The 24,706-nt window shown below is 71.5% G+C and carries 21 protein-coding genes, 3 tRNA genes and 1 riboswitch; of the genes, 16 read left to right on the forward strand and 8 right to left on the reverse strand.

The window, feature by feature from the left end:
- Positions 1 to 2: 2 nt before the first annotated feature.
- From N538_RS0118390 to mobA, 3 genes are read right to left on the reverse strand one after another with little or no spacing between them, the layout of a single operon-like run.
- On the reverse strand, positions 3 to 980 hold the full coding sequence (locus N538_RS0118390) for an NAD(P)H-quinone oxidoreductase (protein ID WP_028638522.1): 978 nt from the start codon (positions 978 to 980) through the stop codon (positions 3 to 5).
- A 16-nt stretch (positions 981 to 996) separates the two neighbouring features.
- On the reverse strand, positions 997 to 1,323 hold the full coding sequence (locus N538_RS0118395) for a DUF6457 domain-containing protein (protein WP_028638523.1): 327 nt from the start codon (positions 1,321 to 1,323) through the stop codon (positions 997 to 999).
- A 40-nt stretch (positions 1,324 to 1,363) separates the two neighbouring features.
- The gene (mobA, locus tag N538_RS0118400; protein ID WP_036571275.1) at positions 1,364 to 1,912 is read right to left on the reverse strand and encodes a molybdenum cofactor guanylyltransferase; all 549 of its coding nucleotides are present in this window, start codon (positions 1,910 to 1,912) and stop codon (positions 1,364 to 1,366) included.
- 18 nt (positions 1,913 to 1,930) lie between these two features.
- Here mobA and N538_RS0118410 point away from each other — a divergent pair, with 18 nt between their 5' ends.
- The 4 genes from N538_RS0118410 (at position 1,931) to N538_RS0118425 (ending at position 4,247) form a co-directional block, all read left to right on the forward strand.
- Positions 1,931 to 2,695, forward strand: coding sequence for a carbon-nitrogen hydrolase family protein (locus N538_RS0118410; protein WP_331279527.1), 765 nt, complete (start codon positions 1,931 to 1,933; stop codon positions 2,693 to 2,695).
- A gap of 11 nt (positions 2,696 to 2,706) precedes the next feature.
- On the forward strand, positions 2,707 to 3,768 hold the full coding sequence (locus N538_RS0118415; protein ID WP_028638526.1) for a hypothetical protein: 1,062 nt from the start codon (positions 2,707 to 2,709) through the stop codon (positions 3,766 to 3,768).
- A gap of 29 nt (positions 3,769 to 3,797) precedes the next feature.
- Positions 3,798 to 4,031 (forward strand): biotin/lipoyl-binding carrier protein, encoded by a 234-nt coding sequence (locus N538_RS0118420; RefSeq protein WP_028638527.1) that lies wholly within the window; start codon positions 3,798 to 3,800, stop codon positions 4,029 to 4,031.
- 131 nt (positions 4,032 to 4,162) lie between these two features.
- Positions 4,163 to 4,247, forward strand: a tRNA-Ser gene (locus N538_RS0118425).
- Between the two features lie 14 nt (positions 4,248 to 4,261).
- On the opposite strand, the gene N538_RS0118430 is transcribed toward N538_RS0118425, so the two are convergent.
- Complete coding sequence (locus N538_RS0118430; protein ID WP_028638528.1) at positions 4,262 to 4,645, reverse strand: hypothetical protein; 384 nt, start codon at positions 4,643 to 4,645, stop codon at positions 4,262 to 4,264.
- 110 nt (positions 4,646 to 4,755) lie between these two features.
- Between N538_RS0118430 and N538_RS0118435 the strand changes: the two genes are divergently transcribed.
- The 3 genes from N538_RS0118435 (at position 4,756) to N538_RS28640 (ending at position 5,690) form a co-directional block, all read left to right on the forward strand.
- Complete coding sequence (locus N538_RS0118435; protein WP_036571279.1) at positions 4,756 to 5,208, forward strand: hypothetical protein; 453 nt, start codon at positions 4,756 to 4,758, stop codon at positions 5,206 to 5,208.
- A gap of 53 nt (positions 5,209 to 5,261) precedes the next feature.
- Positions 5,262 to 5,355, forward strand: a tRNA-Ser gene (locus N538_RS0118440).
- Between the two features lie 182 nt (positions 5,356 to 5,537).
- Positions 5,538 to 5,690 carry a hypothetical protein gene (locus tag N538_RS28640; protein WP_155992230.1) on the forward strand — a complete coding sequence of 51 codons (153 nt, stop codon included), beginning with the start codon at positions 5,538 to 5,540 and terminating at the stop codon, positions 5,688 to 5,690.
- 148 nt (positions 5,691 to 5,838) lie between these two features.
- Here N538_RS28640 and N538_RS0118450 read toward each other — a convergent pair whose 3' ends face one another.
- Together N538_RS0118450 and N538_RS0118455 are read right to left on the reverse strand one after the other, a co-directional pair.
- Positions 5,839 to 6,852: a LuxR family transcriptional regulator gene (locus tag N538_RS0118450; protein ID WP_028638530.1), complete on the reverse strand. Its 1,014-nt coding sequence runs from the start codon at positions 6,850 to 6,852 to the stop codon at positions 5,839 to 5,841.
- A gap of 131 nt (positions 6,853 to 6,983) precedes the next feature.
- Positions 6,984 to 8,792, reverse strand: coding sequence for a phosphoenolpyruvate carboxykinase (GTP) (locus N538_RS0118455; RefSeq protein WP_028638531.1), 1,809 nt, complete (start codon positions 8,790 to 8,792; stop codon positions 6,984 to 6,986).
- A gap of 371 nt (positions 8,793 to 9,163) precedes the next feature.
- Here N538_RS0118455 and N538_RS0118460 point away from each other — a divergent pair.
- The 9 genes from N538_RS0118460 (at position 9,164) to N538_RS28080 (ending at position 23,372) form a co-directional block, all read left to right on the forward strand.
- Positions 9,164 to 9,236 (forward strand) — tRNA-Arg (locus N538_RS0118460).
- A 128-nt stretch (positions 9,237 to 9,364) separates the two neighbouring features.
- On the forward strand, positions 9,365 to 10,411 hold the full coding sequence (locus N538_RS0118465) for a helix-turn-helix transcriptional regulator (RefSeq protein WP_155992232.1): 1,047 nt from the start codon (positions 9,365 to 9,367) through the stop codon (positions 10,409 to 10,411).
- Between the two features lie 135 nt (positions 10,412 to 10,546).
- A complete protein-coding gene (locus N538_RS27590) occupies positions 10,547 to 15,391 on the forward strand; it encodes a S8 family serine peptidase (protein ID WP_081790573.1) in 4,845 nt (1,614 codons plus the stop codon).
- A gap of 500 nt (positions 15,392 to 15,891) precedes the next feature.
- Positions 15,892 to 16,188, forward strand: coding sequence for a hypothetical protein (locus N538_RS26140; RefSeq protein WP_051549431.1), 297 nt, complete (start codon positions 15,892 to 15,894; stop codon positions 16,186 to 16,188).
- A gap of 388 nt (positions 16,189 to 16,576) precedes the next feature.
- A complete protein-coding gene (locus N538_RS26145; RefSeq protein WP_197025393.1) occupies positions 16,577 to 19,333 on the forward strand; it encodes an ATP-binding protein in 2,757 nt (918 codons plus the stop codon).
- A gap of 273 nt (positions 19,334 to 19,606) precedes the next feature.
- Positions 19,607 to 20,527, forward strand: a complete 921-nt coding sequence (locus N538_RS0118485; RefSeq protein ID WP_028638533.1) for a DUF3068 domain-containing protein — start codon at positions 19,607 to 19,609, stop codon at positions 20,525 to 20,527.
- A gap of 147 nt (positions 20,528 to 20,674) precedes the next feature.
- Positions 20,675 to 20,829: riboswitch (cyclic di-AMP (ydaO/yuaA leader) on the forward strand.
- 2 nt (positions 20,830 to 20,831) lie between these two features.
- Positions 20,832 to 21,170 carry a transglycosylase family protein gene (locus N538_RS0118490; RefSeq protein WP_028638534.1) on the forward strand — a complete coding sequence of 113 codons (339 nt, stop codon included), beginning with the start codon at positions 20,832 to 20,834 and terminating at the stop codon, positions 21,168 to 21,170.
- A 192-nt stretch (positions 21,171 to 21,362) separates the two neighbouring features.
- The gene (locus N538_RS0118495) at positions 21,363 to 23,204 is read left to right on the forward strand and encodes a phosphoenolpyruvate carboxykinase (GTP) (RefSeq protein WP_028638535.1); all 1,842 of its coding nucleotides are present in this window, start codon (positions 21,363 to 21,365) and stop codon (positions 23,202 to 23,204) included.
- Between the two features lie 21 nt (positions 23,205 to 23,225).
- Complete coding sequence (locus N538_RS28080; RefSeq protein ID WP_081790576.1) at positions 23,226 to 23,372, forward strand: DUF1059 domain-containing protein; 147 nt, start codon at positions 23,226 to 23,228, stop codon at positions 23,370 to 23,372.
- Here the strand turns inward: N538_RS28080 and N538_RS0118505 are convergent.
- Together N538_RS0118505 and N538_RS0118510 are read right to left on the reverse strand one after the other, a co-directional pair.
- Positions 23,359 to 24,384, reverse strand: coding sequence for a LacI family DNA-binding transcriptional regulator (locus tag N538_RS0118505; RefSeq protein WP_028638536.1), 1,026 nt, complete (start codon positions 24,382 to 24,384; stop codon positions 23,359 to 23,361). The genes N538_RS28080 and N538_RS0118505 overlap by 14 nt on opposite strands.
- 23 nt (positions 24,385 to 24,407) lie before the next feature.
- Entirely contained in the window at positions 24,408 to 24,614 is a 207-nt protein-coding gene (locus N538_RS0118510) for a hypothetical protein (RefSeq protein WP_028638537.1), read from the reverse strand.
- Between the last annotated feature and the right edge of the window lie 92 nt (positions 24,615 to 24,706).

A 24,706-nucleotide genomic window follows, 5' to 3' on the forward strand; every position in this document is an offset into this window, starting at 1 on the left:
TGTCAGAAGGTCAGCAGGATCTTCCCGCTGTGCTCGCCGGACTCCATCAGCTCGTGGGCGGCCGCCACCTCCGCGACCGGCAGGGCGCCGTGCACCACCGGCGCCACCAGCCCCTCGGCGACCAGCGGCCAGACGTGCTCCACGACCGAGGCGCAGATCGCGGACTTCTCGGCGACCGGCCGCGAGCGCAGCGTCGTCCCGATGATCGCGGCGCGCTTGCGCATCAGCTTGTTGATGTCGAGCTCGGCCTTCGAGCCGCCCTGCAGGCCGATGACGACCAGCCGTCCTTCGGTGCCGAGGGCGTCGAGGTTGCGGTCGAGATACTTCGCACCCATGTTGTCGAGCACCACGTCCACGCCGCGGCCGTCGGTCGCCTCCCGCGCCTTCTCGACGAAGTCCTCCTCGCGGTAGTCGATCGCCACGTCGGCGCCGAGCGCGAGGCAGGCGGCCCGCTTCTCCGGCGTACCGGCCGTGGTCAGCACGCGGGACCCGAGCTGGTGCGCGAGCTGGATCGCGAACGTGCCGATGCCGCCGGCGCCGCCGTGCACGAGCAGCGTCTCGCGGGGCTGGAGCCCGGCGACCATGAACACGTTCGACCACACCGTCGCCGCCACCTCGGGCAGCGCGGCCGCGGTCACCAGGTCCACGCCCGCGGGCACCGGCATCAGCTGCCCAGCGGGTACGGCGACCTGCGCGGCGTACCCGCCGCCCGCGAGCAGCGCGCACGCCTCGTCCCCCACCGACCAGCCCTCGACGCCCTCCCCGAGGGCGGCCACGGTGCCGCTGCACTCCATCCCGATCACCTCGGAAGCGCCCGGCGGCGGCGGGTAGAAGCCCTGCCGCTGCAGGAGGTCGGCGCGGTTCAGACCCGCCGCGACGACGTCCAGCACCACCTCGCCCGGCCCGGGCTCGGGATCGGGCAGCTCGCCCACCGAGAGGACCTCGGGACCACCGGCTCCGTTCGCTACGACCGCACGCATGACGCCAACCTAGCGATCACTCCTCCTCGAAGGCGTCGCCGGTGTGGTCGACCCAGCTGTCGTCCGGGACGACGTCGTCGACGTCGTCGGGATCGGGCGCGCCGGCGGGCCGGTCCCAGCCGTCCGCGAGCAGCTGCACGCGAGCGGCCAGCGCCTCCAGCCGCTCGGGGTCGGCGTCCTGTGACCCCGCGGCGAACCCGAGGAGGTACGTCGTGATCGGCGCCGCCGGGCGAGCGACGTTGTGCGCGGCCACGCGGGCCAGGTCGAGCACCAGACCTTCGTCGAGATCGGTGTCGACGTCGAGGACGTCACTCAGCTCGTCGATCCAGTCGTGGAGGTTCACGAGCCCCAGATTCGCGTCAACCGCCGCGGGTCCGCAACCCCTACAGGTCCCGCAGGTCGGCCCAGCTGTCGACGTCGCGGCCCTCGTCCCCCTCGGGGGCGACGTCGGCGAGGTCGAGCCCCTCGAGCAGCCGGTGCATCGGCATCCCGTGCTGTCCCTCGTGGTCCGGCCGGATGCCCGCGAGGCGCGCGGCGTCCAGGACCCCGGCGAGCTGTCGGCGCCCGTCCGCGTCCGTCAGGAACGCGCCGTCCCGGCCCGCGGCGGCCTCCCGCAGCCGGCGGAACGTCCAGGGCGTCACCCTCGGCATGTCAACCGCCAGCACGCCGACCGTGCTGGGGCGGTCGACCAGTGCGTCGTACCCGGTCAGGAGCGCCGCGACCGGTCCGCCGTACCGCGGACTCTCGCGGCAGAACGTGACCGGACGGGTGGTCGGCACCGGTTCGCCCACGACCACCACCTCGTCGGCATCGAGCAGCGCCTCGATCGCGTGCTCGAGCAGGGACCGCCCGTCGTGCTCGACCGACGCCTTGTCCGCGCCGTCCATCCGCACGGCCCGACCGCCCGCAAGCACGATCGCCGCGAAGCTCATGTGTGGCAGTCTCGCAGGGTGGCCAGCCTGCGAGTCGCCCTCGTCCAGCACGCGTCCGGCCTCGAGCCGGGCGCGAACCGCGAGCTCCTCGCCGCGCTGACGCCCGGCGACGTGGACCTCGTGGTGTTCCCGGAGGCGTTCGCCCGCGACTTCGGCGAGGCCGGGTCGGACGTGGGGCCGTACGCCGAGCCGCTGGACGGGCCGTTCGCGACCGAGGTCGGCAGGGTGGCGCGCGAGCGCGGCACGACCGTCGTCGCCGGCATGTTCGAGCGCGGTGACGACCCGCGGCGCCCGTTCAACACCCTCGTGGTGCGCGGCGCGGCCGAGGCGTCGTACCGGAAGATCCACCTGTACGACTCCTTCGGCTACCGCGAGTCCGACCGGCTCACGGCCGGGCCGGTCCGGCCGGTGCTGACGGACCTCGGCGGGTTCCGACTCGGGCTGATGACCTGCTACGACCTGCGGTTCCCGGAGCTGGCCAGGCGCCTGGTCGACGAGGGCGCCGAGGTGCTGGTCGTGCCCGCCGCCTGGGTGGCGGGGCCGCGCAAGGTCGAGCACTGGCGCACGCTGGCCCTCGCACGCGCCGTCGAGAACACCGTGTTCGTCGTCGCCGCCGCGCAGCCCGGCCCGCGGTACAGCGGCCACTCGCTTGTCGTGGACCCGCTCGGGGACGTGCTCGCGGAGGCGGGCGAGGGGACCGAGGTGGTCTCCGCCGTGCTCGACCGGGAGAGCCTCGCCACCGCCCGGAAGACCAACCCCTCGCTCGACAACCGGCGAATGTAACCTTCCCTGCCGTGCCCAGGTCCGCCCCGCGTCGTCGTGCCGAGCGGCCGCCGTCCCGGAGGGCCCGGATGGCGGCAGGCGCGCGGACCCGTGCGGAGCGGGTCGCGAGCTCGCGGCTCCCGGTCGCGGTGTGGGTGGTGATCGTGCTGGCCGGCGCGGCCGCGCTGGGCACCTGCGTCGCCGACGTCGGCCTGCCCTGGGTCTGCGGCGCCGGATCGGTCGCGATCGCGACGGCGTACTCGTGGGCGCTCGCGGCGCGCACCGGCGGCCGCCCGGTGGTGGTCGGGCTGCTCGCCCTGGTCCTCGGCGTCCTGGTCGTGGTCAGCGACGACGACCGGCTGCGCACCGGCGCCGCGGTGCTCACCTGCGTGGTCGCAGCCGTCCTCGCGGTGATGGTCACCGTCCCGGCGGTGCGCTACGCGCAGGCCGTCCGCGAGGTCGTCGTCGCGATCGCCGTGGCCGCGATCGGCGCGTTCGCGGTCGTGGGGTTCGAGCCGGTGGTGACGATCGCGCGCTTCGAGTACGTCACGCTCGGCCTGGCCCTGCTCGGGGCCTTCGCGGTCGTCTTCCGGCTCGGCGCGGGCCTGCACGGCCTCGGCCGGCGGGGCGTGCTGACGGTGCTGATCGGGACGGCGGTCCTCGCGCTCACGCTGGCGTACGCCGAGCTGCTGCGCCGCTACGGCACCCCCGGTCTGGTCGGCAGCCTCCTGGACGGTGTCGCCTGGAGCCGGGAGAACCTCGGCGCCTTCCCGCGCCCGCTCGAGACGGTGCTCGGCGTCCCCGCGCTCGCCTGGGGCACGCACATGCGGGCCCGCCGGCGCCAGGGCTGGTGGGTGTGCGCGTTCGGGGTCGCCGCGACCACCCCCGTGGCGAACGCGCTGGTCAACCCGTCGATCTCGCTCGAGGAGACGGCTCTCTCGGTGGCGTACGGCGTGGTGGTGGGCCTGGTCATCGGCCTGGTCGTGATCCGCCTGGACCTGGCGTTCACCGGCTCGGCCGGCCGGCGCGGCCGGCGGGCCGAGGAGGCCAATGCGCTGCGACCCGAGCCCGCCCGGACCCGCTCGTTGCTCTGATACCTCCCGGTAACGGCTAGGTTCGCAGCATGGCGCGCGAGCAGGTGGTCGAGGTCGTGGCGGAGATGGTGGCCAACGTGCTGAGCGTGGCCGTCTCGCCCGGCGAGGCCGTGGCCGCCGGTGACACGGTCGTGCTGCTGGAGTCGATGAAGATGGAGATCCCCGTCCTCGTCGAGGCGCCCGGCACCGTGCGGGCGATCAAGGTCGCACCCGGCGACGTCGTCCAGGAGGGCGACGTGCTCGTGGAGGTCCTGGTCGGCTGACAGGTCGCTCTGGACCGGGTCGGCGATCGCGCGGAGGGCGGTGACGTGGCCGTCGAACGCCGTCCGCCGTCGTGGACGGCCAGGCGCCGCGGACCCGCCCGGCTAGACTCCACCGGTGCCCGCGGGCACACGGAGGGGTGCCGGAGTGGCCGATCGGAACCGCCTTGAAAGCGGTCGTGGGGAGACCCACCGCGGGTTCGAATCCCGCCCCCTCTGCCGTACTCGGTGCTCTACTCGGAGCCGCCGAGCTCCAGCTCGACCTCGTCGTACGCCAGGTCGTGGAGGCGCTGGACGTGGTGGGAGACGTCGACGAGCAGCCGGTGCAGCTCCGTGCGGACCTCGTCGACATCCTGGTTCTCCAGCACCTGGCGTCCGAGCGCACTGAGCCGTCCGAGCAGCGCGTTGCGCTCGCGGAGCAGCCCCACCTCGCGGGCGGCGAGCCAGCCCTCGCCACCCTGGCCCGTCTCGGCGACCAGCGCGTCACGGACCGCACCCATGCGCTGCCGGACGCCCCATCGCCAGTTCCCGAGCTGGACTCCGGGCCGGCGGAAGGCCTCCAGGGCCTGCTGAAGGCCTTGGATCGCGCTCGTCATCCCGATGGAGGTGACGGTCATGAGAACCTCCCGGAGGCCCGGAGCGGTGGGGGGACTTCGAGTGTCACTCCCCACGGCACCGCCCACAACCCGGTGGCGAGGCAAATTCCGGTGTCTTGTTCAATCAACGCGTGCAGACGTCCGACTATCGGCTCGCGACCGCCTTCGGCGCCCGGTTCGCCGGGGCGCTGCTCGTCGCGCTCGCGCTGCTACTGGTGCTCGCGACGCTGGTCGTCGCACTCCTCGACCTCTCGCTGGGCCCGGTGGTCGCGATCGGCGTGCTCGGACTGGTCGCGGTGGCGGTCGCGGCGTACGCCGTCCTCCGCCGGGTGCCCGTCGTGCGTCTCGGGACCGAGGGCTACCGGGTGCGGATGGTTCGCAACGTCGGCGCCGACCGGGCGGCCTGGGTCGAGGTGGCCGAGGCCGTGACCGCGACGCCGGGCGGCACGCCGGTGGTCGTGCTCAGGCTCCGCGACGGCCGGTCGACGACGATCCCGGTGCAGCTGCTGGCCGCGGACCGGGAGGAGTTCGTCCTCGATCTCCGGCGACACCTGCAGGACGGCCAAGGCCTCCGCCCGCTCTGAACCGCCCGATTGGCCGTCGCCCGCGCGGTCCTTGTAGCCTGTGCGGGCTGTCGGGAGGCGTCGCCTAGTCCGGTCTATGGCGCCCGCCTGCTAAGCGGGTTTGGGGCTACAACCCCATCGAGGGTTCAAATCCCTCCGCCTCCGCCAGTCCTCGGCCCCCGGTGCGCCTCGCGCCCGGGGGCCGCGGCCAAATGCTGTACCCGGTCCTGCGCTGCAGAAACCTGCAACGTTGCAGAAATGTGCAATGCACATTTTTGAGGCATCGTTCCATTCGTGCGCAGGGGCGTACCTCGCCCACACTGGTGACACCGGGTCTTCCGTGGGACCCGATGAGCATGAAGGTGGAGAGGGAAATGAACGTTACGCGAAAGGTCGCAATCGCGGTCGTCACCGCGACGCTGAGCTTCGGTCTGCTGGGTATCTCGGCCCCGGCGCACGCCGACAGCAGTTGGAATGGCCGGCCCCCCGCCGGCGGCCGCTGATCAGCTGAAGAACTCGGTCGAGTCGGGGACCCAACTCACCCCCCACTTGTTCGGTCCCAGTGCCACCCCCCCGGCCCGGCTCGACCACCATGACGAAGGGCAGTGACCTCAGGTCACTGCCCTTCGTCATGTCTGCGCCGGGCGCCGCTCACCCCTCGGCCGCGTCGTCCTCCTCGTCACGACCCGTGATCCCTCGCCTGCCGATCGTGTAGCCCAGCTGGAATCGGGTCTCCGCCTCGAACTCTTCCTTGAGGTCCGAGATGTAGCCGGCGTAGGTGCGAGGGCTGACCCCGAGCCGTTTCGCCGAGACCGGATCGGAGTGGCCCTCGATCAGCATCCGCAGCGTCATCGACCGCTGCTCGGCGGCGATGTCCTTCATCACCGACGCCTCGCGGCTGGTGAACGGCCGACCCCGCTCCCAGGCCCTCTCGAACACGTCGACCAGGTAGGCCACCACCGACAGCTCGCGGACCACCAGGGCGACCCGCACGGTCTCCTTGCTGGGGATGATCGCGACCCGCCGGTCGACGACGATCATCCGGTTGAAGAACTCGTCGACGGTGCGCACCTCGCCGCCGCGCTCCGTCACCTGCGCGACGTACTCCCGCGTGACGCCGTTCCGCCGTGCGCTGTGCTGGTAGAGGGTGCGGATCCTGGCGCCCCGCTCGAGGAGGGCGGTGTCGCGCAGCACGACGTGCGGCATGGTCTTGGTGTCCCGGAGCGCCTGCGGCTGCGCGGTGAGCATCTCTTCCTCGCACTCAGCCATCAGGTTGGCGATGAACGGGTCGATCTCCTCCAGCGGCAGATAGGTGAAAGGTCCGCCAGAGATCTCCTGCGGAGCCTTGCGCCAGGCCTGAGTGAGTGGACCGAAGGCGTGCGCCCAGTGCGACGACTCGCTCAGCAGCCGGGCACCCTCCTGGCCCAGCGGGGACACCACGCGGGACTGGACGGCCGACGGGTCCAACGCATCCCATTGCTCGCCATCGACACTGAGCTTGGCCAGACCCATGTGGCGGAGCAGATCGAGTGCCTCCGCGAACTCACCGCCCGGGAGGACCCGGGGATCATCGGCCCGAAGTCCGGCTGAGGCCACCATCTCCTCGAACAGGGCGGCGCCGGCTCGCTCGAAGAGCGCGCGCTCCTCAGGCCCGTAGCTCTCCACCCTGCTCGTCCCCTCTCGACCATCCCCCGTAAGTCGAACTCTTGGGGCAGATGATTCCACAGGTGAGACGGGATCGGCCCGTGTCCGGCGCGGACGGGGACGATCGCGGTACGCCGGGGAGCCGTCGGTGATCAGTCGCCGAGGCGCGCCCGGAGGCCGTCGAGCTCGGTCCACAGCACCGCCGGGAGGTCGTCGCCGAACTTCTCGAACCACTCCTGGATCTGGGGGAGCTCGTCCTTCCACTCCTCGGGGTCGACGTGGAGCGCCGCAGCGAGCGCCTCGGGGGTCATGTCCAGGCCGTCGGTGTCGAGGGCGTCCGGGGTCGGGACGTGGCCGATCGGGGTCTCGACCGCCCCGGCCCGACCGTCGATCCGCTCGACGACCCACTTGAGCACCCGGCTGTTCTCGCCGAAGCCCGGCCAGAGGAACCCGCCGTCGTCGTCGCGGCGGAACCAGTTGACGTAGAAGATCCGCGGCAGCTTCGCAGCGTCGTTGTCCTTGCCGACCGTGATCCAGTGGTTGAAGTAGTCGCCGGCGTTGTAGCCGATGAAGGGGAGCATCGCCATCGGGTCGCGCCGCACCACGCCCACCGCGCCGACGGCGGCGGCGGTGGTCTCCGAGGAGAGCGTCGCACCGAGGAACGTGCCGTGCGTCCAGTCGCGGGCCTCGAAGACCAGCGGGACCGTGGTCTTGCGGCGACCGCCGAACAGGATCGCGTCGATCGGGACACCGCGCGGGTCGTCGTACTCGGCCGCGAGGATGTCGCACTGCTTGATCGGCGTGCAGTAGCGGGAGTTCGGGTGGCTGGAGAGCTCCTCGGACTGCGGGCCCCACGGCTCGCCCTTCCACGAGGTCGCGCTGGCGGGCGGGTTCTCGAGGCCCTCCCACCAGATGTCGCCGTCGTCGGTGAGCGCGACGTTGGTGAAGACCGAGTTGCCCTTGTTGATGGTCTTCATGGCATTCGGGTTGGTGTGCTCGTTGGTGCCGGGAGCGACGCCGAAGAAGCCGTACTCCGGGTTGACCGCCCACAGCCGGCCGTCCTCGCCGATCCGCATCCAGGCGATGTCGTCGCCGAGCGTCTCGACCTTCCAGCCCGGGATGGTCGGCTGCAGCATCGCGAGGTTGGTCTTGCCGCAGGCGCTCGGGAACGCGGCGGCGACGTACTTGACCGTGCCCTCGGGCGAGGTGAGCTTGAGGATCAGCATGTGCTCGGCGAGCCAGCCCTCGTCGCGTGCCATCACGGAGGCGATCCGCAGCGCGTAGCACTTCTTGCCGAGCAGCGCGTTGCCGCCGTAGCCGGAGCCGTAGGACCAGATCGCCCGCTCCTCGGGGAACTGGACGATGTACTTGGTGTCGTTGCACGGCCACGCCACGTCCTGCTGTCCCGGCTCGAGCGGGTGGCCGACGGAGTGGATGCACGGCACGAACTCGGCGTCGAGCTCCTCCATCCGCTGCAGCACGTGGCTGCCCATCCGGGCCATCACGCGCATCGAGGCGGTGACGTACGCCGAGTCGGTCAGCTCGATCCCGAACATCGGCTTCTCGGCCTCGAGGTGCCCCATCACGAACGGGATCACGTACATGGTCCGGCCCCGCATCGAGCCCTGGTAGAGCCCGCGCATGAGCTCCTTCATCTGCTCGGGGTCCATCCAGTTGTTCGTGGGTCCGGCGTCGCGCTCGTCGACCGAGCAGATGAAGGTCCGGTCCTCCACGCGGGCGACGTCGATGGGGTCGCTGGCGGCGTGGAAGGAGTTCGGCTTGATGGCCGGGTTCAGCCGGGTGAAGGTCCCGGTCGACACGAGCGCGTCGGTGATCCGGGACCATTCGTCGTCGGAGCCGGTGCACCAGTGGATGTGGTCGGGCTGGGTCATCGCTGCGACCTCGTTGACGAAGTCGAGGATGCCCTGGTGGGTCGTCGGGGCGGTCGTCGTGGCGGTCATGGCGGTTCCTTCTCGCACGTTCGCGGTGGCTCGCTCGGCGTCGTTGTCGGCGACTCTGGTGGGCCCCCGTGGTGCGGCGGCGGACCGTGCCCGACCCCGTGGGTGGGCCGACAGTACCCCCGCACTCGATCGCACTCACATTGGATCGATCAATGCCTCGTGGGGTGCGTCACATCCCTTGTTTTGAGCGGGAAAGTCCCTTCTCCAAGAGCCGGGCTTCGGCCTTTTCCAGACCTAAGAAGGGCGCTTCGTCGGCGCTCGGGCCCGTGACCGGTGCCGCGACCGTGGGCCGGTCGCTGACGGGACCGGATTTCGGCAACCCCGACGGGGTCGGCTATCCTCGACCAGTCGTTCACCCCGGGTGGCGACGGGCGCCTGTAGCTCAACGGATAGAGCATCTGACTACGGATCAGAAGGTTTGGGGTTCGAATCCCTACAGGCGCGCAAGACAACGGGCCCGTGACCTGCGCACTGCAGATCACGGGCCCGTCGTTCCTCGACCGGAGTGCTGGCTCTCCGGCGCCTTGGTGACGGAGGGTGGTCTGGCCGGGCCGGGCGCGAAGGGGATCGGGATGGCTGAGACGGACAAGAGTCTGCTGAGCGCGTTGGGGCTGTCGCGCACCAGCGAGCAGGTGTACCTGTTCGTCGTGCAACGTGGCCGGACCTCGGCGGATGACGTCGCAGAGGCGTTCGGGCTGTCCGCCGAGACGGCTGTCGAGGTTCTCGACGGGCTTCGCGACGTCGGCCTGGTGGCGCTTCCCGAGGTTCCTGGCGGCGCCTACGCCGCCGTTGATCCACAGATCGCGCTCGGAGCTGCGGTCGACCAGCTCAACGAGCGGGCGGCAGCTCTTCGCGACCGCATTCCGGCGTTGGTCGAGCAGTTCAGGAGCGGTGTGGCCGGCGAGCACGTGGCGCCGATGACGTTGGTGCTCACAGATCCCGTCGAGGTGGCGTCGTGGTACGCACGACTCCAGCATCAGGTCCGTAGCGAGATGCTCACGTTCGACCGGCCGCCCTACATCTCCCTGGGCATGGAGCCGCTGCAGGTGAGCACCATCGCCCGCGGCGTCAGCTGGAGGGTCGTCTACGCCGCGGAGAGCTTCTCCCGCGACGACGCGTGGGACGAGACGGTGCGGATGAGCGAGCAGGGGGAGCAGGCCCGGGTTGCGCCGTCGGTGCCGTTCAAGGTCGTGGTGGTCGACCGCAGCTGTGCGCTGCTGGGGCTGCGGCTCGACGGCATCAGCGTCGAGTCGATGGTGACCGAGTCTCCACCCCTGGTGAAGCTCCTGGTCGACACCTTCGAGGCCTACTGGGAGCGTGCGCTGCCGCTCGGCCCCGGTGGTGCGACGACGTCCGCCGAGATCCGCGAAGCACTCGAACAGCGCGAGCTGGAGCACCCGCCGGCCCCGGCAGGGACGCGCGCGGCGGTGCCACCGACGCGTGAGCAGCAGGCGATCCTCGCGCTGATCGGTGCCGGACTGACCGACGAGGTGATCGCGGCTCGGCTCGGGCTCTCCGTCCGGTCGCTACGCCGTCGGAGCCAGCAGCTGATGCACGACCTGAATGCCGACAACAGGTTCCAGCTCGGGGTGGAGGCCGCCCGCAGGGGCTGGGTCTGACCGGGCGTTCGCGGGAGCTCTCGAAGTGGGGGCGTGGCCTGCTGCGGTCATTGGCAGCGCGATGCCAACGGGTTCGCATAGCGTCCCGGCTCGCGGCCCATCCCGGGTGCCGACCGAACCCTCGAAGGAACGTCTGTGACCAGCCCCCACCCGACCTGGCGACGCCGCGTGTGGCGAACCAGGGCGCTCGGACTTCCCGTCCTCCTCTCCGCAGCTCTCACCGCGTTCGCGGTCCCGGCCACCGCCGCTGACACCAGCACGACGTTGAGGCCCGCCGGCACGCACGGCACCCCGTCGGCCTCGAAGCCGCTCACTCCGACGGCCGGCCGGTCCGGCTACCGGGCCGGCACGTACGTCGTGGTGCTCCGGGACCCGGCCGCAGCCAGCTACCGCGGCGGGATCTCCGGTCTGAAGGCAGCCGTTCCCGCCCGCGGGTCGTTCTCGGCGCGATCCCCGCGGACCCGCAGCTACGTGTCACACCTGGCACGCAGCCAGCGCCAGGTGGCGTCCTCGGTGGGGGTGACCCCACGCGTGTCCTACTCGCTCACGACCAACGGGTTCGGCGCGCACCTGACCGCCAAGCAGGCTGCACAGCTGTCCACGGACCCGAGGGTCAAGCAGGTCGTCAGGAGCGAGCTGCTCCACCTCCAGGACGCCACCACCTCCACCGGCTATCTCGGCCTCGAGGGCGACGACGGCGTCTGGCAGGACCTCGGCGGCCCGGCACAAGCGGGCAAGGGCGTCGTCGTCGGGGTCGTCGACACCGGCATCGCGCCAGAGAACCCGTCGTTCGCGGGCGACCCGCTGGGCACCGACGACGGTCCCGAGCCCTACCGCGACGGGGACTCGATCGTGTTCCACAAGAGCGACGGCACCGACTTCCACGGCATCTGCGAGACCGGAGAGCAGTTCACCGCCGACGACTGCACCCAGAAGATCATCGGCGCCCGTTACTTCATCGACGGGTTCGGTGCCGGCAACATCGGCGACGCGTCGACCGGCGAGTACGTCTCGCCCCGGGACGGCACCTCTCACGGCTCGCACACCGCGAGCACTGCCGCCGGTGACCACGACGTCACGACCTCCAAGGGAACTCACATCTCCGGCGTCACCCCCGCCGCGAAGATCGCCGTCTACAAGGCGTGCTGGTCGGGCAGGAACCCGGCCGGCGAGGACGACGACGGCTGCTCCACCCTCGACCTGCTCTCCGCCATCGACGCGGCCGTCGCCGACGGCGTCGACGTCATCAACTACTCGATCGGCGGAGGCCCCGCCCAGACGACCGACTCCCTGACGGACCAGGCGTTCATGGCGGCCGCGACCGCGGGCATCTTCGTCGCCGCAGCGGGTGGCAACTCGGGCCCGGACGCCTCGACCCTCGACAACGCCGCCCCCTGGGAGACGACGGTCGCCGCCTCGACGTTCCCCGCTCCCGAAGCGACGGTCCGCCTCGGCGATGGCACCACTGCGCTCGGCGCCTCCATCACCGTGCCCAGCGCGGGTGTCGCCGGCAGCTTCGTCTACGGCGCTGATGCGGCGCAGCCGGACGCGCGGCACCCGGAGCTGTGCGGCACGGGCACCCTCGACCCCACGAAGGTCGACGGCGGCATCGTGCTGTGCGACCGCGGCGTCGTCGCCCGGGTCGAGAAGTCGGCCGAGGTCAAGCGCGCCGGCGGCGTCGGCATGGTCCTGGTCAACACCTCGCCGGACTCCACCGACGTCGACGAGCACTCCGTGCCGACCATCCACGTCGACGCCCGGTACGCCGACCAGCTGCACGCCTATGCCGAGACCCCTGGCGCGACGGTGACCCTGGTGGCCGGCAACGCCGGCGCGGACCCCTCGGCGCCCACCCCTCAGATCGCGGGCTTCTCCTCTCGCGGGCCGGTCGAGGCCGACGGCTCCGACATCATCAAGCCGGACGTCGCCGCCCCCGGCGTCAACGTCCTCGCGGCCGTTGCGAACCCCCAGGACGGGGGCCCTCGTTGGGGCTACATGTCCGGCACCTCCATGGCGTCCCCGCACGTGGCGGGCCTGGCTGCCCTCTACCTCGGCTCGAACCCGGGCGCGTCCCCGGCTGAGATCAAGTCGGCGCTGATGACCTCGGCGACCGACACCGTCGACGCCGAAGGCCGACCCGACCCGGAGCCCTTCGCCCAGGGCAACGGCCAGGTCGTGCCCCGCCACTACCTCGACCCCGGACTGGTCTACCTCAACGATGCCGACGACTGGAGCTCCTACCTGGCCGGCCTCGGCGAGGCCACGCCGTCCGGTGTCTCACCCATCGACGGGTCGGACCTGAACCTCGCCTCCATCGGCATCGGCAGCCTGCCCGGTCGGCAGACCGTGACCCGCACGGTCACCGCGACGCGCCCGGGCACCTTCACGGCCACGGTCACCGGCCTCGACGGAGTTCAGGCAGACGTCCAGCCCTCGACCCTGACGTTCGGCGAGGCCGGTGAACAGCACACCTTCACCGTCACGTTCCTGCGCGACGATGCGCCGCTCGGCGAGTTCACGACCGGGTACCTGACCTGGTCCGACGGCAGGACCGACGTGCGCAGCGCGCTCGCGGTCCGACCGGTCGCGTTCGACGCACCCGCCGAGGTCGCCGCCGGCGGCACCAGCGGTTCGGCCGACGTCACGGTCAGCGTCGGCGACACCTCCGACGTCCCGCTGACGGTCGAGGGCCTCGCCCACGGCTCACGGGTCGAGGGCACGGGAACCGTGGGCGGTCCGACCCACCGGTACGCCGTCACCGTCCCCGACGGAGCGACGTTCGCCCGGTTCGATCTCGACGCGGCCGACCAGACCGGCGACGTCGATCTGCTCGTCTACCGGGTCGACGAGTCCAGCGGCAACGTGTGGTTCGTCGACGCGTCGGCGACCGACAGTCCCGACGAGGAGCTGGACCTGGAGCAACCGGTCCCCGGCACCTACATCGCGGAGGTGAGCTTCTACCGCGCAGGCCAGCAGCAGGGCGACGACCTGGACTACGCCCTGACCAGCTACGTCGTCGATCCGTCGACCACGGCAGGCGGCTTCCACGTCAGCCCGGACACCATCCACGCGGACGTGGGCGACACGCCCACGCTGACCGCGTCCTGGAACGACCTGGCTCCCGGCCCGTACCTCGGGGTGGTCCGGTTCGGTGACACCGGCATCAGCACGGTCGTCACCGTCGACGCCGGCACCGACACCCCTGCTGAGCCCGGGACCCCGACCCTGACCGTCTCCCCTGACGCGAGCGGTTGGGTCGCGCGCACCAACGACCTGCGCGTGACTGCGTCCGGCCTGACACCAGGGGTGACGTACGCCGCAACAGTCGGAGACGGCACCGTCCTGCGCACCGGCAAGGCGTCGGCGAACGGCGCCATCGACTGGATGATCACCATCACCGCCGACGTGCCGACAGGTCCGAACACGCTGACGCTGACGGGGGCGGGCACGACCCTGCACGCGCCCTTCCGCGTCACACCGGTCAAGATCGCCGACGCCGCCCCCTTCCCGTGGACGGCGTTCAACGGCAAGGCGTTCGCACGACTCGACGTCGAGTACGCCGGCTACGGCGACATCCAGTACCGGATCCAGTCCGTGGGTGGTGGCCACGTGTACGCGGAGAAGACCGTGCACGTCAACGCGTTCGAGGGTGCGACGACCTGGTCGTACAGCAGCGACTGGTCCGCGATCGGAGACGAGGACGTCGAGGGAGTCATCACCCCGGTGATGCCGGACGGCAGCGATGGGCCCAGCTTCACGACGGCACCAGCGCCGGTGGACCACTTCGACGCCGGCACGACCACGTTCACGCCGACGAACAGCGACCCGAACGTCGTCGATGTCAGCACGGTGAACAACTCCTTCACGCAGTACTCCACGATGGTCCGCTACCACGGCTGCGACGGCCGCTACGTCGTCGCCTTCGGATTCGTCCCGGTGGGCACCGGAACCCAGCGGTGGAACCTGACCGGGATGGAGGACGTCGACGTCGTCGACCAGTTCGGGCAGGTGATCGCCACCTACCGGAACCCGGCGGCTACCGGCACCTGCGACCCGTCGAAGATGTCGATCTCGCAGAACTACTGGGCGACCATGACCGCCACACCGCACGGCGACCCGTCGTACGACCCCGCGAAGCCGATCACGATGGAGGTCAGCAACCGGTACGCCCCGCACAGCGGCGGTTTCAACCTCGCTGTCGGTGAGGGCACCCAGCGGTTCCAGCAGCAGCCGTTCTACACCGACGACATCCCCACGGATGTCATCCAGGAGCGCGGGCCCGTCCTCAGCCGGTCGGTCCCGGTACCCGAGGGCTCTCCGCTCTGGGCGTCCTCGGACTGGGAGGAGTACGTCGACCCGCCCGGCATCCTGTTCCTGCGGACCGCGTGGGTGCTCGTCCCGGCGCTGACCGTCCACGACCTCACCCCGGAGGTCGGCACACCGCCGGTCACGCCGATCAGCGGCGTGACCCCGACCGTCGAAGGTGAACCCGTCGTCGGGTCGACGCTCCGCGCCGTGCCGAACACGTGGAGCCCGGCAGGAGTGCGGCTGGCCTATCAGTGGCTGCGCGACGGTAGCCCCATCGCTCAGGCAACCAGCCCGAGGTACCACCTCGTCGCGGCGGACGCCCTGCACCAGGTCACCGTTCGTGTCACCGGCACCCTGGACGGCACGGAGCCGGTCAGCCGCACCAGCCGGCCCGTCAGCGTTCGCCTCGGGGCGTTCACCACGGCCCCGAAGCCGACGATCACCGGCACGGCGGCTCCAGGGCACCGACTCACGGTCCGTACCGGTGCCTGGGAGCCGGCCGCCGCAGAGCTGGGCGTGGTCTGGTACCGCGACGGCCACCGGATCGGGCACGGGATCCACTATCAGGTGAGGCGAGCCGACAGACACCACCGGATCACGGTGGTCGTGACCGGACGGCTCGCCGGCTATCAGCCGGTCTCCCGAACCAGCGCGCCGGTCCGCGTCCGCTGACCGTCGAGGTCGACCGACGCTGCTGCTCCAGCAGGCGACTCCCGTCACCTGTACCTCGAACTCCCTCGGCCGGGCGACCCCCGCGCCCGGCCGAGGGGCGACCCGGCAGCTGCCCCAAGGTCGACCCAGGCGCCGACACCCAGACAGCGCCGACCAGCAACCGCGCTCACGGCCGGCAGGAGCCGTCCGATCGCCGCCGATCTGGCGGCACAGCTGTCGGGTCGTCAGCCCAGCCCGCCGGGTCAACGCCCTGGAGAGGCCCACCCTCGCGACACGAGCGCGACATCTCGACATCCTCACAACCATCAGCACGCAGAAGGAGCCGTCATGACCGTCACCAGCATTCCTTCGCCGCCCCAAGGGCAGGACCTGGCCCGAGTGCCCATGAAGTTCGAAGTGACCCGCATCCCGATCACCGACTTCGACCGGGCGAAGGACTTCTACCAGCGCCTGGGTGGCAGCTCGACATCGATCTCCAGTTCACCGAGCAGGTGCGCGGTGTGCAGTTCACTCCGCCCGGCTCCCCGGCCTCGGTCCAGTTCGGCCCGCCCGCGGGTCCTCCGCTGGAGGGTCTGCTGTTGATCGTCGACGACATCGAGGCCGCCCACGCCGAGATCGGGAGTCGCGGCATCGAGATCAGCGACGTCTTCCACGCTGCACCGGGTGGACAGCCCGAGCCCGGGCGCGATCCGGAGGGTCGCTCGTACGTCAGCCAGGCGGCGTTCTCCGACCCGGACGGCAACACGTGGGTCCTCCAGGAGGTCACCGAGCGCATTCCCGGCAGGATCACTCTCTGAAGCCGGCAGTCGCGTCGCCCACCGCAAGCATCGGGAGCATCGACCCGACACCCTGAGCGAACCTTTCGAGCAAAGCCGGGCCCCAGCCGACCTGCCGGACTGGTGGTCGGACAGCACGGGCATGGAGGCGACCATCCCGGGCGGGGCACGGTCGCCCTGTCAAGGGACGCGAGTTCGCCGTAGCATCGGGTGCAACGTGCTCACGGAGCCGCCGGGTCGCCGGCCACCCTGTGATGACCTCGCAAGGGAGAGGGCGGAAGGCCGTGGACGCAGACGTGCACGAGGCAGCCTCTCCAGGGTCGAGGCTGCTCGACCGGGGGAGCGAACGCTCCGCGCTCGACGCCCCCCGACGGCAACGAGTGCCTCGCCTGGGGCCGATGTGACCTCCGTGCTCCTCGACCGCGAGCAGGAACGGTCGGCGCTGGGCGCCCTGCTGTCCGCCGTGCACCAGGGCGAGAGCCGGGTCCTCGTCGTCCGAGGTGACGCCGGGGTCGGCAAGACGGCACTGCTCGAGCACGTGGTGGAGTCGTCCACCGGCACTCGGCAGCTGCGGGCACAGGGGGTCGAGTCCGAGATGGAGCTGGCCTTCGCCGCGCTGCACCAGCTCTGCGCCCCGCTGCTGGACGGGCTGCCGGACCTGCCGACACCGCAACGGACGGCACTGGAGACGATCTTCGGCCACCGCGCCGGGCCGGCGCCCGACCAGTTCCTCGTCGGGTTGGCGGTGTTGAGCCTCCTCGCCGACGCCACCTCCGAACGACCGTGCATCTGCCTCGTCGAGGACGCCCAGTGGCTCGACCGGGCCTCGGCTCAGGTGCTCGGCTTCGTCGCGCGGCGGCTGCGCGCCGAGTCGATCCTGATGGTCTTCGTGACACGGGCGCCCGGTGCCGAGCTGCCGGTGCTGGAGGGGCTCCCCCAGATGGAGGTCGCCGGGTTGGGCGACTCCGATGCCAGGGTGCTGCTCGGCTCGATCACCCCGGCGCCGTTGGACCGACGCGTCGTGGACCGGATCGTGGCCGAGGCTCGGGGCAACCCGCTCGCGCTGCTCGAGCTCCCTCGCGGGCCCGCGGCCGAGCAGCTGGTCGGACGGGCCGCGCGGACCACGGCTCGGGCGAGGGAGCCGCTGTCGAGGCGCCTCGAGGAGACCTTTCTCGCGCGCGCGAGAGAGCTGCCGGATCAGGCGCGCCTGCTGATGCTGGTGGCGGCCGCCGAGCCCATGGGGGACGCCGCGCTGCTCTGGCAGGCCGCGCACGAGCTCGACATCGACGGCGGTGCCGGATCGGCCGACGAGTTCAGGGCGCTTCTGACGATCGACGACCGAGTGACCTTCCGGCATCCGCTCGTGCGTTCAGCCGTCTATCAAGGGGCGACGATGGCGGACAGACGTCGCGTCCATCGGGCTATCGCTGAGGTCACCGACCCGCTCGTCGACCCGGATCGCCGGGCGTGGCACCGGGCGTCAGCTGCGACGGGGCCGGACGAGGCCGTGGCCGAGGAGCTCGAGCTCTCGGCGCAGCGTGCGCAGGCCCGCGGTGGCCTCGTGGCCGCTGCCTCCTTCCTCCAACGTTCCGTCGCTCTGACGGAGCAGCCGTCGCTCCGCGTTCGCCGCGCGCGGGCAGCCGCACGGGTCAGCGTGCACGCGGGGGAGTTCGACCTGGCGGCCCGGATGATGACCATCGTCGAGACAGCGGCAACCGACGACGACCAGGTCGCTCATGCGCTGTTGCTGCGTGGGCAGCTGGCCTTTGCCTCCGGCCGGCCCCGTGACTCGATCCGACTCTTCATGTCCGCCGCCGAACAGCTGAAGGAGCTCGACCCGGCGGTGGCGCGTGAGACCTACCTCGAGGCCTGGGCTGCCGCCGTCTTCGCCGGAGAGCCGGGCGTGGACACCAGCCTGCTCGCCGTCTCGACGGCGGCGGCTCGACTGCCACAGGTGGCGGATCCCGGACCAGCCGGGATCCTCCTGGAGGGTCTGTCGACCTGGATCACCGAGGGGCGCGTCGCCGCGGCGCCGCTGCTGCGACGAGCCATGAACATCTTCGACTCGCCCGACCTCTCGATCGAGGACAGCCTGCGGTGGGGCTGGATGATGGGCAACCCGCCGTCCCTGCTCTGGGACGAGGAGGCCCTGCAGCGGATCCTGCAGCGCCAGGTCGATCTCATGCGGGCCGCCGGTGCGCTGGCCCGACTCCCTCTCCTGATGTCGACCATGGCCATCGTGGCTGCCTGGCGAGGTGACTTCGCCGGCGCCGCCGCGGCCAAGGCCGAGGTGGACGCGGTGGTCGAGGCGACCGGGACCCGGATCGCGCCGTACGGCGCCATGCTGGTCGAAGCTCTCCGCGGTCGCACGGAGGAGGCGACGGCGCTCATCGACACCGTCAACGAGCACGGGAGCGCGGTCGGCCAGGGCTTCGAGGTGCAGTTCACCCGATGGACAAGGGCTGTCCTCCTCAACGGCGTGGGCAGCTACGAACTGGCGTTCGTCGCCGCGGAGCAGGCAAGCGCGGAGCAGCCGGAGTTGTTCCTCTCCGCCTGGGCGCTCCCGGAGCTGGTGGAGGCGGGAGTGCGATCGGGCCACGACGACGCCGCGAGACAGGCGCTCGCCCGGCTGACCGACGCCGCAACCGCGGCGGAGACGGCCTGGGCGTGGGGGGTGGAAGCGCGGTCCCGGGCCCTGCTCAGCGAGGGTGACGAGGCGGAGAGCTGCTACCGGACGGCGGTCGAGCAACTGGCGCGGACCCAGCTGCGGCCCGAGCTGGCCCGCGCCCATCTCCTCTACGGCGAGTGGCTGCGTCGGGAGGGCCGGCGGTCGGACGCTCGCGATGCGGTCCGGTCCGCGTACACGATGTTCGACACCATCGGGATGGTGGCGTTCGCCGAGCGTGCCAGGCGCGAGCTGCTGGCCACGGGGGAGAAGGTGCGCCGTCGTACGGAGGAGTCCAGGACCGACCTCACCGCCCAGGAGCAGCAGATCGCCACGCTGGCCGCCGAAGGGCTCACGAACCAGGAGATCGGTGAGCGGCTGTACCTCAGCACGCGCACGATCGAGTGGCACCTGGGAAAGATCTTCACCAAGCTCGGGATCAGGTCGCGCCGCGCCCTGCGTGGGGTCGCGGCGAGCCTGACGCCACCGGCGCAGGCGTAGCTGCTGGGCCTGCCGGCTTCCGCCGGAGGGGCGCGGAAGCTGCGCACCGGCGACAGGTCACGGTGCGGCCCGAGGGCCGGCTGCGGTCCGCCGACGTGGAGGTGGCCACGAGCGAGCCCGACGGTGACGACCTGCGCCCGGCCCGGCTCGGCGGCGCGCGGGCGATCCTGTTCAGGCGGCTCGGACGCCGGCCCGATGTGCCGCCGCGGGTCCGGCTGTGGTGGACTTGCCCACTCTCGGACCGCTCCCGTCCGGATACACGGAAGAAGAAGCATGCGCAAGATCGTCGCCCTGGTCCTGGTCGGGCTCGGAGTGTTCCTCGTGGTCGCCGGCATCGTGGCCCGGGCGTGGGCGCCCGGCCAGATCGAGCGGACACCGCTGGACACCGACAACACGACGTACCTCTCCGGTACGGCGCAGGTGCCGAACGCCGACCTCCAGCTCGAGAAGACCCCGGTCCTGGCGTGGAGCACGAACAAGGCCGACGCCGACGCCTCCGACGAGGACGTCGTCGCGTTCGCGACCTCGCTCTGCCTGGTCCGCGACGCCGACGGCATCGACGGCTGCGTGGACGGCGACGACCCCCGGCTGATCTCCGCCGAGACCGACGTGTTCGCGGCGGACCGGCACACCGGCCTGACGGTCGACGACCCGCAGTACCTGCCGGCGGACGCGCCGCACGAGGAGGGCCTGCAGAACAAGTGGCCGTTCGGTGCCGAGCGGAAGACCTACCCGGTCTGGGACGGCGTGGTCGGCGCCGCCGTCGACGCGACGTACGAGGGCACCGAGAAGATCGACGGCCTCGAGACCTACGTCTACCGTGCGGTCGCGAACGCCGACGGCGTGGACGTCGTCGCGGACCTCCCGGGCAGCTACGCCAGCTCGACCGAGTACTACATCGAGCCGCGCACCGGCGCGATCATCAACCAGGTCATCCACCAGCAGCGCGTCGCCGACGGCGTGGGCACGGTCCTGGACCTGGACCTCGCGTTCACCGCCGGCCAGGTGCAGACCAACGTCGACGACGCCCGCGACAACCTCTCGCTGCTGACCCTGATCGAGTCCACCGTCCCGGTCGTCGGTCTCGCTGTCGGCATCCCGCTGGTGCTGGTCGGACTGGGCCTGCTGCTCCTCGGCCGCAGGCGGATCGAGCAGCTCGACCCCGAGCGCGCCCAGGAGCTGAGCGGCGTCTGAGCCGACCGCCTGCCGGCGTGCAGGTGCGGTGAGTCACACCGGCGCGGAGTTGGTCCGCGGCCGGCCGCCTGCCTACCGTCGAGGAGCCCTGCCACCGCGGGGTGACCCTCCGAGCGCGCCGAGTCCTGTCCGGCCGGAGGGTGGTCATCGATGAACACGCTCGGACAGGAGCGGGGGACCCACAGGTTCCACGGGCCGCACCGCGGCCCTCGGGGTGAAGCCACGTGCCGGACGACGGCCGTGACCGGGCAACTCCAGCCCGAACCCGACAGCTCACCTCGCAGGCGCACGGAGGAGCTGTTCCATGCGCATGCGCACCCTCGTGTCGGCCCTTGCCCTCACGGCCACGACCCTCGTCCCCGTCCTTGCCCTCGACGCCCCCGCCCACGCCGCGAGCGGCAGGACCTGGGACCGGCTCGCCCGCTGCGAGTCGGGCGGCAACTGGCACATCAACACCCACAACGGTTACTACGGCGGCCTGCAGATCAGCATCGGCACATGGCGCGGGTACGGCGGCGGCAAGCTCGCCTCGCTGCCCAGCCGGGCCAGCCGGGCCGAGCAGATCCGGGTCGCCGAGCGGATCAAGCACCACCAGGGGTGGGGCGCCTGGCCCACCTGCTCGCACCGCATCGGCCTGCGCTGAGCCCGGACCGTGGTGGCTCGACCGGGTGACGCTCGTCATGGACCCGGGCCGGCGGCGTGACCCGCACCGTGGGAGCGCCGTTGCAGACGGTGTCAGCGATCGGGACTTCCGTCCCTACCCCGGAGGCGCACCGGTGCGCGATGTTGGGTACGGTGCGAGCACCGGGCGAGCGGACCGAAGGGTGTGCAGTTCATGGTCGACGTGGAGACTGTCCTCGACGAGGCGGGCTTGAAGAATCCGAGGGTGCGCGAGTACGTCGCGCACTGGGCCGAGATCACCGGCGCGGAGCGGGTCGAGGTCGTCAGCGCTGACGACGACGCCCGTCTCGTGCAGGAGGCGCTGGACGTCGGCGAGCTGCAGCCGGCCGGCGAGGGCCTGTACTACTCACGCAGCTACTTCAAGGACACCGCGCGCTCCGAGGAGCGCACGATCGTCGCGACCAGCAACCCCGCGGACAAGGGCGTCTACAACAACTGGCGGCAATCCTCGGAGATGAAGCCCATGCTGATCGAGCGGATGCGCGGCGCATCCCAGGGCAAGACGATGTACGTCGTGCCCTACCTGATGGCACCGCCCGGCTCCCCGCTCGAGGCGTACGCCGCCGGCGTCGAGCTCACCGACACGCGGACCGTCGCGCTGCACATGATCCGGATGGCGCGCGTGGGTGCGCAGTACGTCGACAGCCTGGCCGACCCCGACAGCTTCGTGCGCGCGGTGCACGTCACCGGCGACCTGGAGAACCTCGGCCAGGGCACGCCGGACGACCAGCGCTACTTCGTGACGGTCGCCGACGAGCGGACGATCCTGCACTACGGCTCGTCGTACGGCGGCAACGCGCTGCTCGGCAAGATCGCGCACGGCCTGCGGCAGGCCTGCTACGACGGCTGGGCGTCGCGGGAGTTCCTCGCGGAGCAGTTCATGCTGCTCGGCATCGTGGACAACGAGACCGGGAAGAAGTACCACGTCTGCGGCGGCTTCCCGAGCGCCTCGGGCAAGACCAACCTCGCGATGACCCTGGCGCCGGACGCGCTCGGTGACCGCTACACGGTCGAGTTCTACGGCGACGACATCACCTGGCTGTGGGTGAACCCCGAGGACGGCCGGCTCTACGGGATGAATCCGGAGAACGGCGTCTTCGGTGTCGCCAAGGACACCAACGAGAGGACGAATCCGACCGCGCTCGACTCGATCCGGCCCGGCTCCGGCGCGATCTTCACCAACGTCGCGTACAACGCCGACACCCACGAGGTCTGGTGGGAGGGCAAGACCAAGCAGCCGCCGTCCGAGGTCGCCGGGTGGCGCGACTGGAAGGGCCAGCTGATCTCCGAGCGCGAGCCCGGCGACGACTCCCCCTGGGCGCACCCGAACAGCCGCTTCACCACCACGCTCGCGAACGTCCCCAACGTCGCCCGCGACTTCGAGGATCCCGCGGGCGTGCCGATCGACGCGATCATCTTCGGCGGCCGCACCAGCGACCGCGAGCCGCTGGTCCGCGCGATCCACGACCTGGCCGAGGGCGTGTACGACGGCCTCACGCTCGGCGCCGAGGCGACGTTCGCAGCGGAGGGCGTGGACGGCCAGCTGCGCTACGACCCGATGTCGATGCGCCCGTTCATGGCGTACGGCGAGGGCGACTACGCGGCGCACTGGCTGCGGATCCTCGGGCAGGTGTCCGACCTGCCGATCTTCGCGCACGTCAACTGGTTCCAGCGCGATCCCGACGACGGCCACTTCCGCTGGCCCGGCTACCGGGAGAACCTGCGCGCGCTGCTCTGGCTCGTCCAGCTCAAGGCCGGCGAGGTCACCGGTCGCCAGACGCCGGTCGGCGTGCTGCCGACGCCGGAGGAGCTGCGCCTCGACGGCATGGAGATCAGCCAGGAGGACCTCGACGTCATCCTGACCATCGACGTCGAGCGCTGGTGCCAGGAGATGGGCTTCCGCGAGGCGCACCTCAAGCAGTTCGACAACCTCCCCGAGGAGATCTGGGAGGCACACCGCCGGGTCGCGGCCGCGCTCGACGCCGAGCGGGGCTAGAACACGTCCTAGTCTGAGTCCATGAAGACCAGGCTGACCTGCCCCTGCGGTGAGGTGATCAGGGCCCAGGACGAGGACGAGCTCGTCGAGCTGACCCAGCAGCACCTCGCCGCCGCGCATCCCGGCATGGAGTACGGCCGCGACGAGATCCTCTTCATCGCGACGTAGCCCAAGGGCCGGGTGGGGCCGTGCTCTCCCGGACCACGAGTCCGGTCGGGAGCACGACCGGCTCCGGGTGACCGCCGGCCATCACCGCGGCGATCGCCGCGACGGCGGCGGCGCCCTTGGCCGGGACCTCCTGGCGCACGGTCGTCAGCGGCGGCCGGCTCGCGGCCGCGAGCACGCTGTCGTCGAAGCCGACCACCGAGAGGTCCTCGGGCACGCGCAGCCCCAGGGACTCCGCAGCCCGCACGGTCGCCAGGGCGAACGCGTCGGAGAAGCAGACCATGCCGGTCGGCCGGTCCGGCCGGTCCAGCAGCGCCCGCGCCGCGTCGTACGCCTGGGTCGGCGGGTGGTACGGCGTCGCGACGACCGACGGCTCGACACCGACCGCGTCGAGCGCGTCGCGCCAGCCGAGCATCCGCTCGCGGGCCGGGTGGTTGAGCTCGTCCTGCTCGGTGGCCAGCGTCACGATGCCGACCTGGCGGTGGCCGAGGTCGACCAGGTGCTGGGCGGCGAGCCGGGCGCCGCCGCGGTCGTCGACGTTCACCGACGCGATGCCCTCGCGCACGTTGTGGTCGACGACGACCAGCGGCACGTTGCGCCGCTCCAGCCAGGCGATGTCGGGCGAGGTCGGGTCGCAGATGTAGACCAGGACACCGTCCACGGCCACGTCGCGCGCGGGCACGAACTGCTGGTCCGACGACGCGGGCAGCAGCGTCAGCGCCAGCCCGCGCGCGGAGAGCTCGTCGGACACCGAGGCGAGGAACGCCGCCGACACGGCGTCCTCGAACGCCTCGCTCAGGCTGCCGTTGATGAGCAGGCCCACCGAGCCGGTGCGGCCACGGGCCAGCGCCCGCGCGGCCGGGTCCGGCCCGACGTACCCGAGCTCGTCGGCCGCGGCCAGGATCTTCGCGCGCAGGTCGGCGGAGAGCTGGTCGGGCCGGGAGAAGGCGTTGGAGACCGTCATCCGGCTGACGCCGACGCGGTCCGCGATCGACTGGAGGGTCACCTTGGCCATGGCAGGGCCAAGGATAGGCACGCTCATGCGCGGCGCGGGCTCCCCGCGGGCTGGGGCTCCACCCACCGGGCGACCGCGTGCAGGACGGCGGCCGACCTGGTCCGGGTGGTGCGCAGGCGGGGCGGGCGCGGCGCCCGGTCGGGGACGACGGGTGCGTCGGGGCGGGCGCTGCCCGCGGTGGCGCGAGCCGCCCGGACGGCCAGGTCGGCGGCGATGGGATCGAATGTCATGGCTCCTCCTCCGGGACTCTCTTGACCGGTACAGTACGCCTGACCTCTGTACCGGTCAAGTAATCCGGTGGTGACCCGAGGTAACGCTGGGT

It is taken from the genome of Nocardioides sp. URHA0032 (assembly GCF_000620645.1).
Classification (GTDB): Bacteria; Actinomycetota; Actinomycetes; order Propionibacteriales; family Nocardioidaceae; genus Nocardioides.

Bases quoted from the DNA above. Each gene is read 5' to 3' on its own strand.
- N538_RS0118465 (WP_155992232.1), top strand. From the start codon at position 9,365: ATGGCTGAGACGGACAAGAGTCTGCTGAGCGCGTTGGGGCTGTCGCGC.
- N538_RS0118505 (WP_028638536.1), bottom strand. From the start codon at position 24,384: ATGGCCAAGGTGACCCTCCAGTCGATCGCGGACCGCGTCGGCGTCAGC.
- N538_RS28640 (WP_155992230.1), top strand. From the start codon at position 5,538: ATGAGCATGAAGGTGGAGAGGGAAATGAACGTTACGCGAAAGGTCGCA.
- N538_RS0118390 (WP_028638522.1), bottom strand. From the start codon at position 980: ATGCGTGCGGTCGTAGCGAACGGAGCCGGTGGTCCCGAGGTCCTCTCG.
- N538_RS0118420 (WP_028638527.1), top strand. From the start codon at position 3,798: ATGGCGCGCGAGCAGGTGGTCGAGGTCGTGGCGGAGATGGTGGCCAAC.
- N538_RS0118485 (WP_028638533.1), top strand. From the start codon at position 19,607: ATGCGCAAGATCGTCGCCCTGGTCCTGGTCGGGCTCGGAGTGTTCCTC.
- N538_RS28080 (WP_081790576.1), top strand. From the start codon at position 23,226: ATGAAGACCAGGCTGACCTGCCCCTGCGGTGAGGTGATCAGGGCCCAG.
- N538_RS0118495 (WP_028638535.1), top strand. From the start codon at position 21,363: ATGGTCGACGTGGAGACTGTCCTCGACGAGGCGGGCTTGAAGAATCCG.
- N538_RS0118455 (WP_028638531.1), bottom strand. From the start codon at position 8,792: ATGACCGCCACGACGACCGCCCCGACGACCCACCAGGGCATCCTCGAC.
- mobA (WP_036571275.1), bottom strand. From the start codon at position 1,912: ATGAGCTTCGCGGCGATCGTGCTTGCGGGCGGTCGGGCCGTGCGGATG.
- N538_RS0118490 (WP_028638534.1), top strand. From the start codon at position 20,832: ATGCGCATGCGCACCCTCGTGTCGGCCCTTGCCCTCACGGCCACGACC.
- N538_RS0118510 (WP_028638537.1), bottom strand. From the start codon at position 24,614: ATGACATTCGATCCCATCGCCGCCGACCTGGCCGTCCGGGCGGCTCGC.
- N538_RS0118430 (WP_028638528.1), bottom strand. From the start codon at position 4,645: ATGACCGTCACCTCCATCGGGATGACGAGCGCGATCCAAGGCCTTCAG.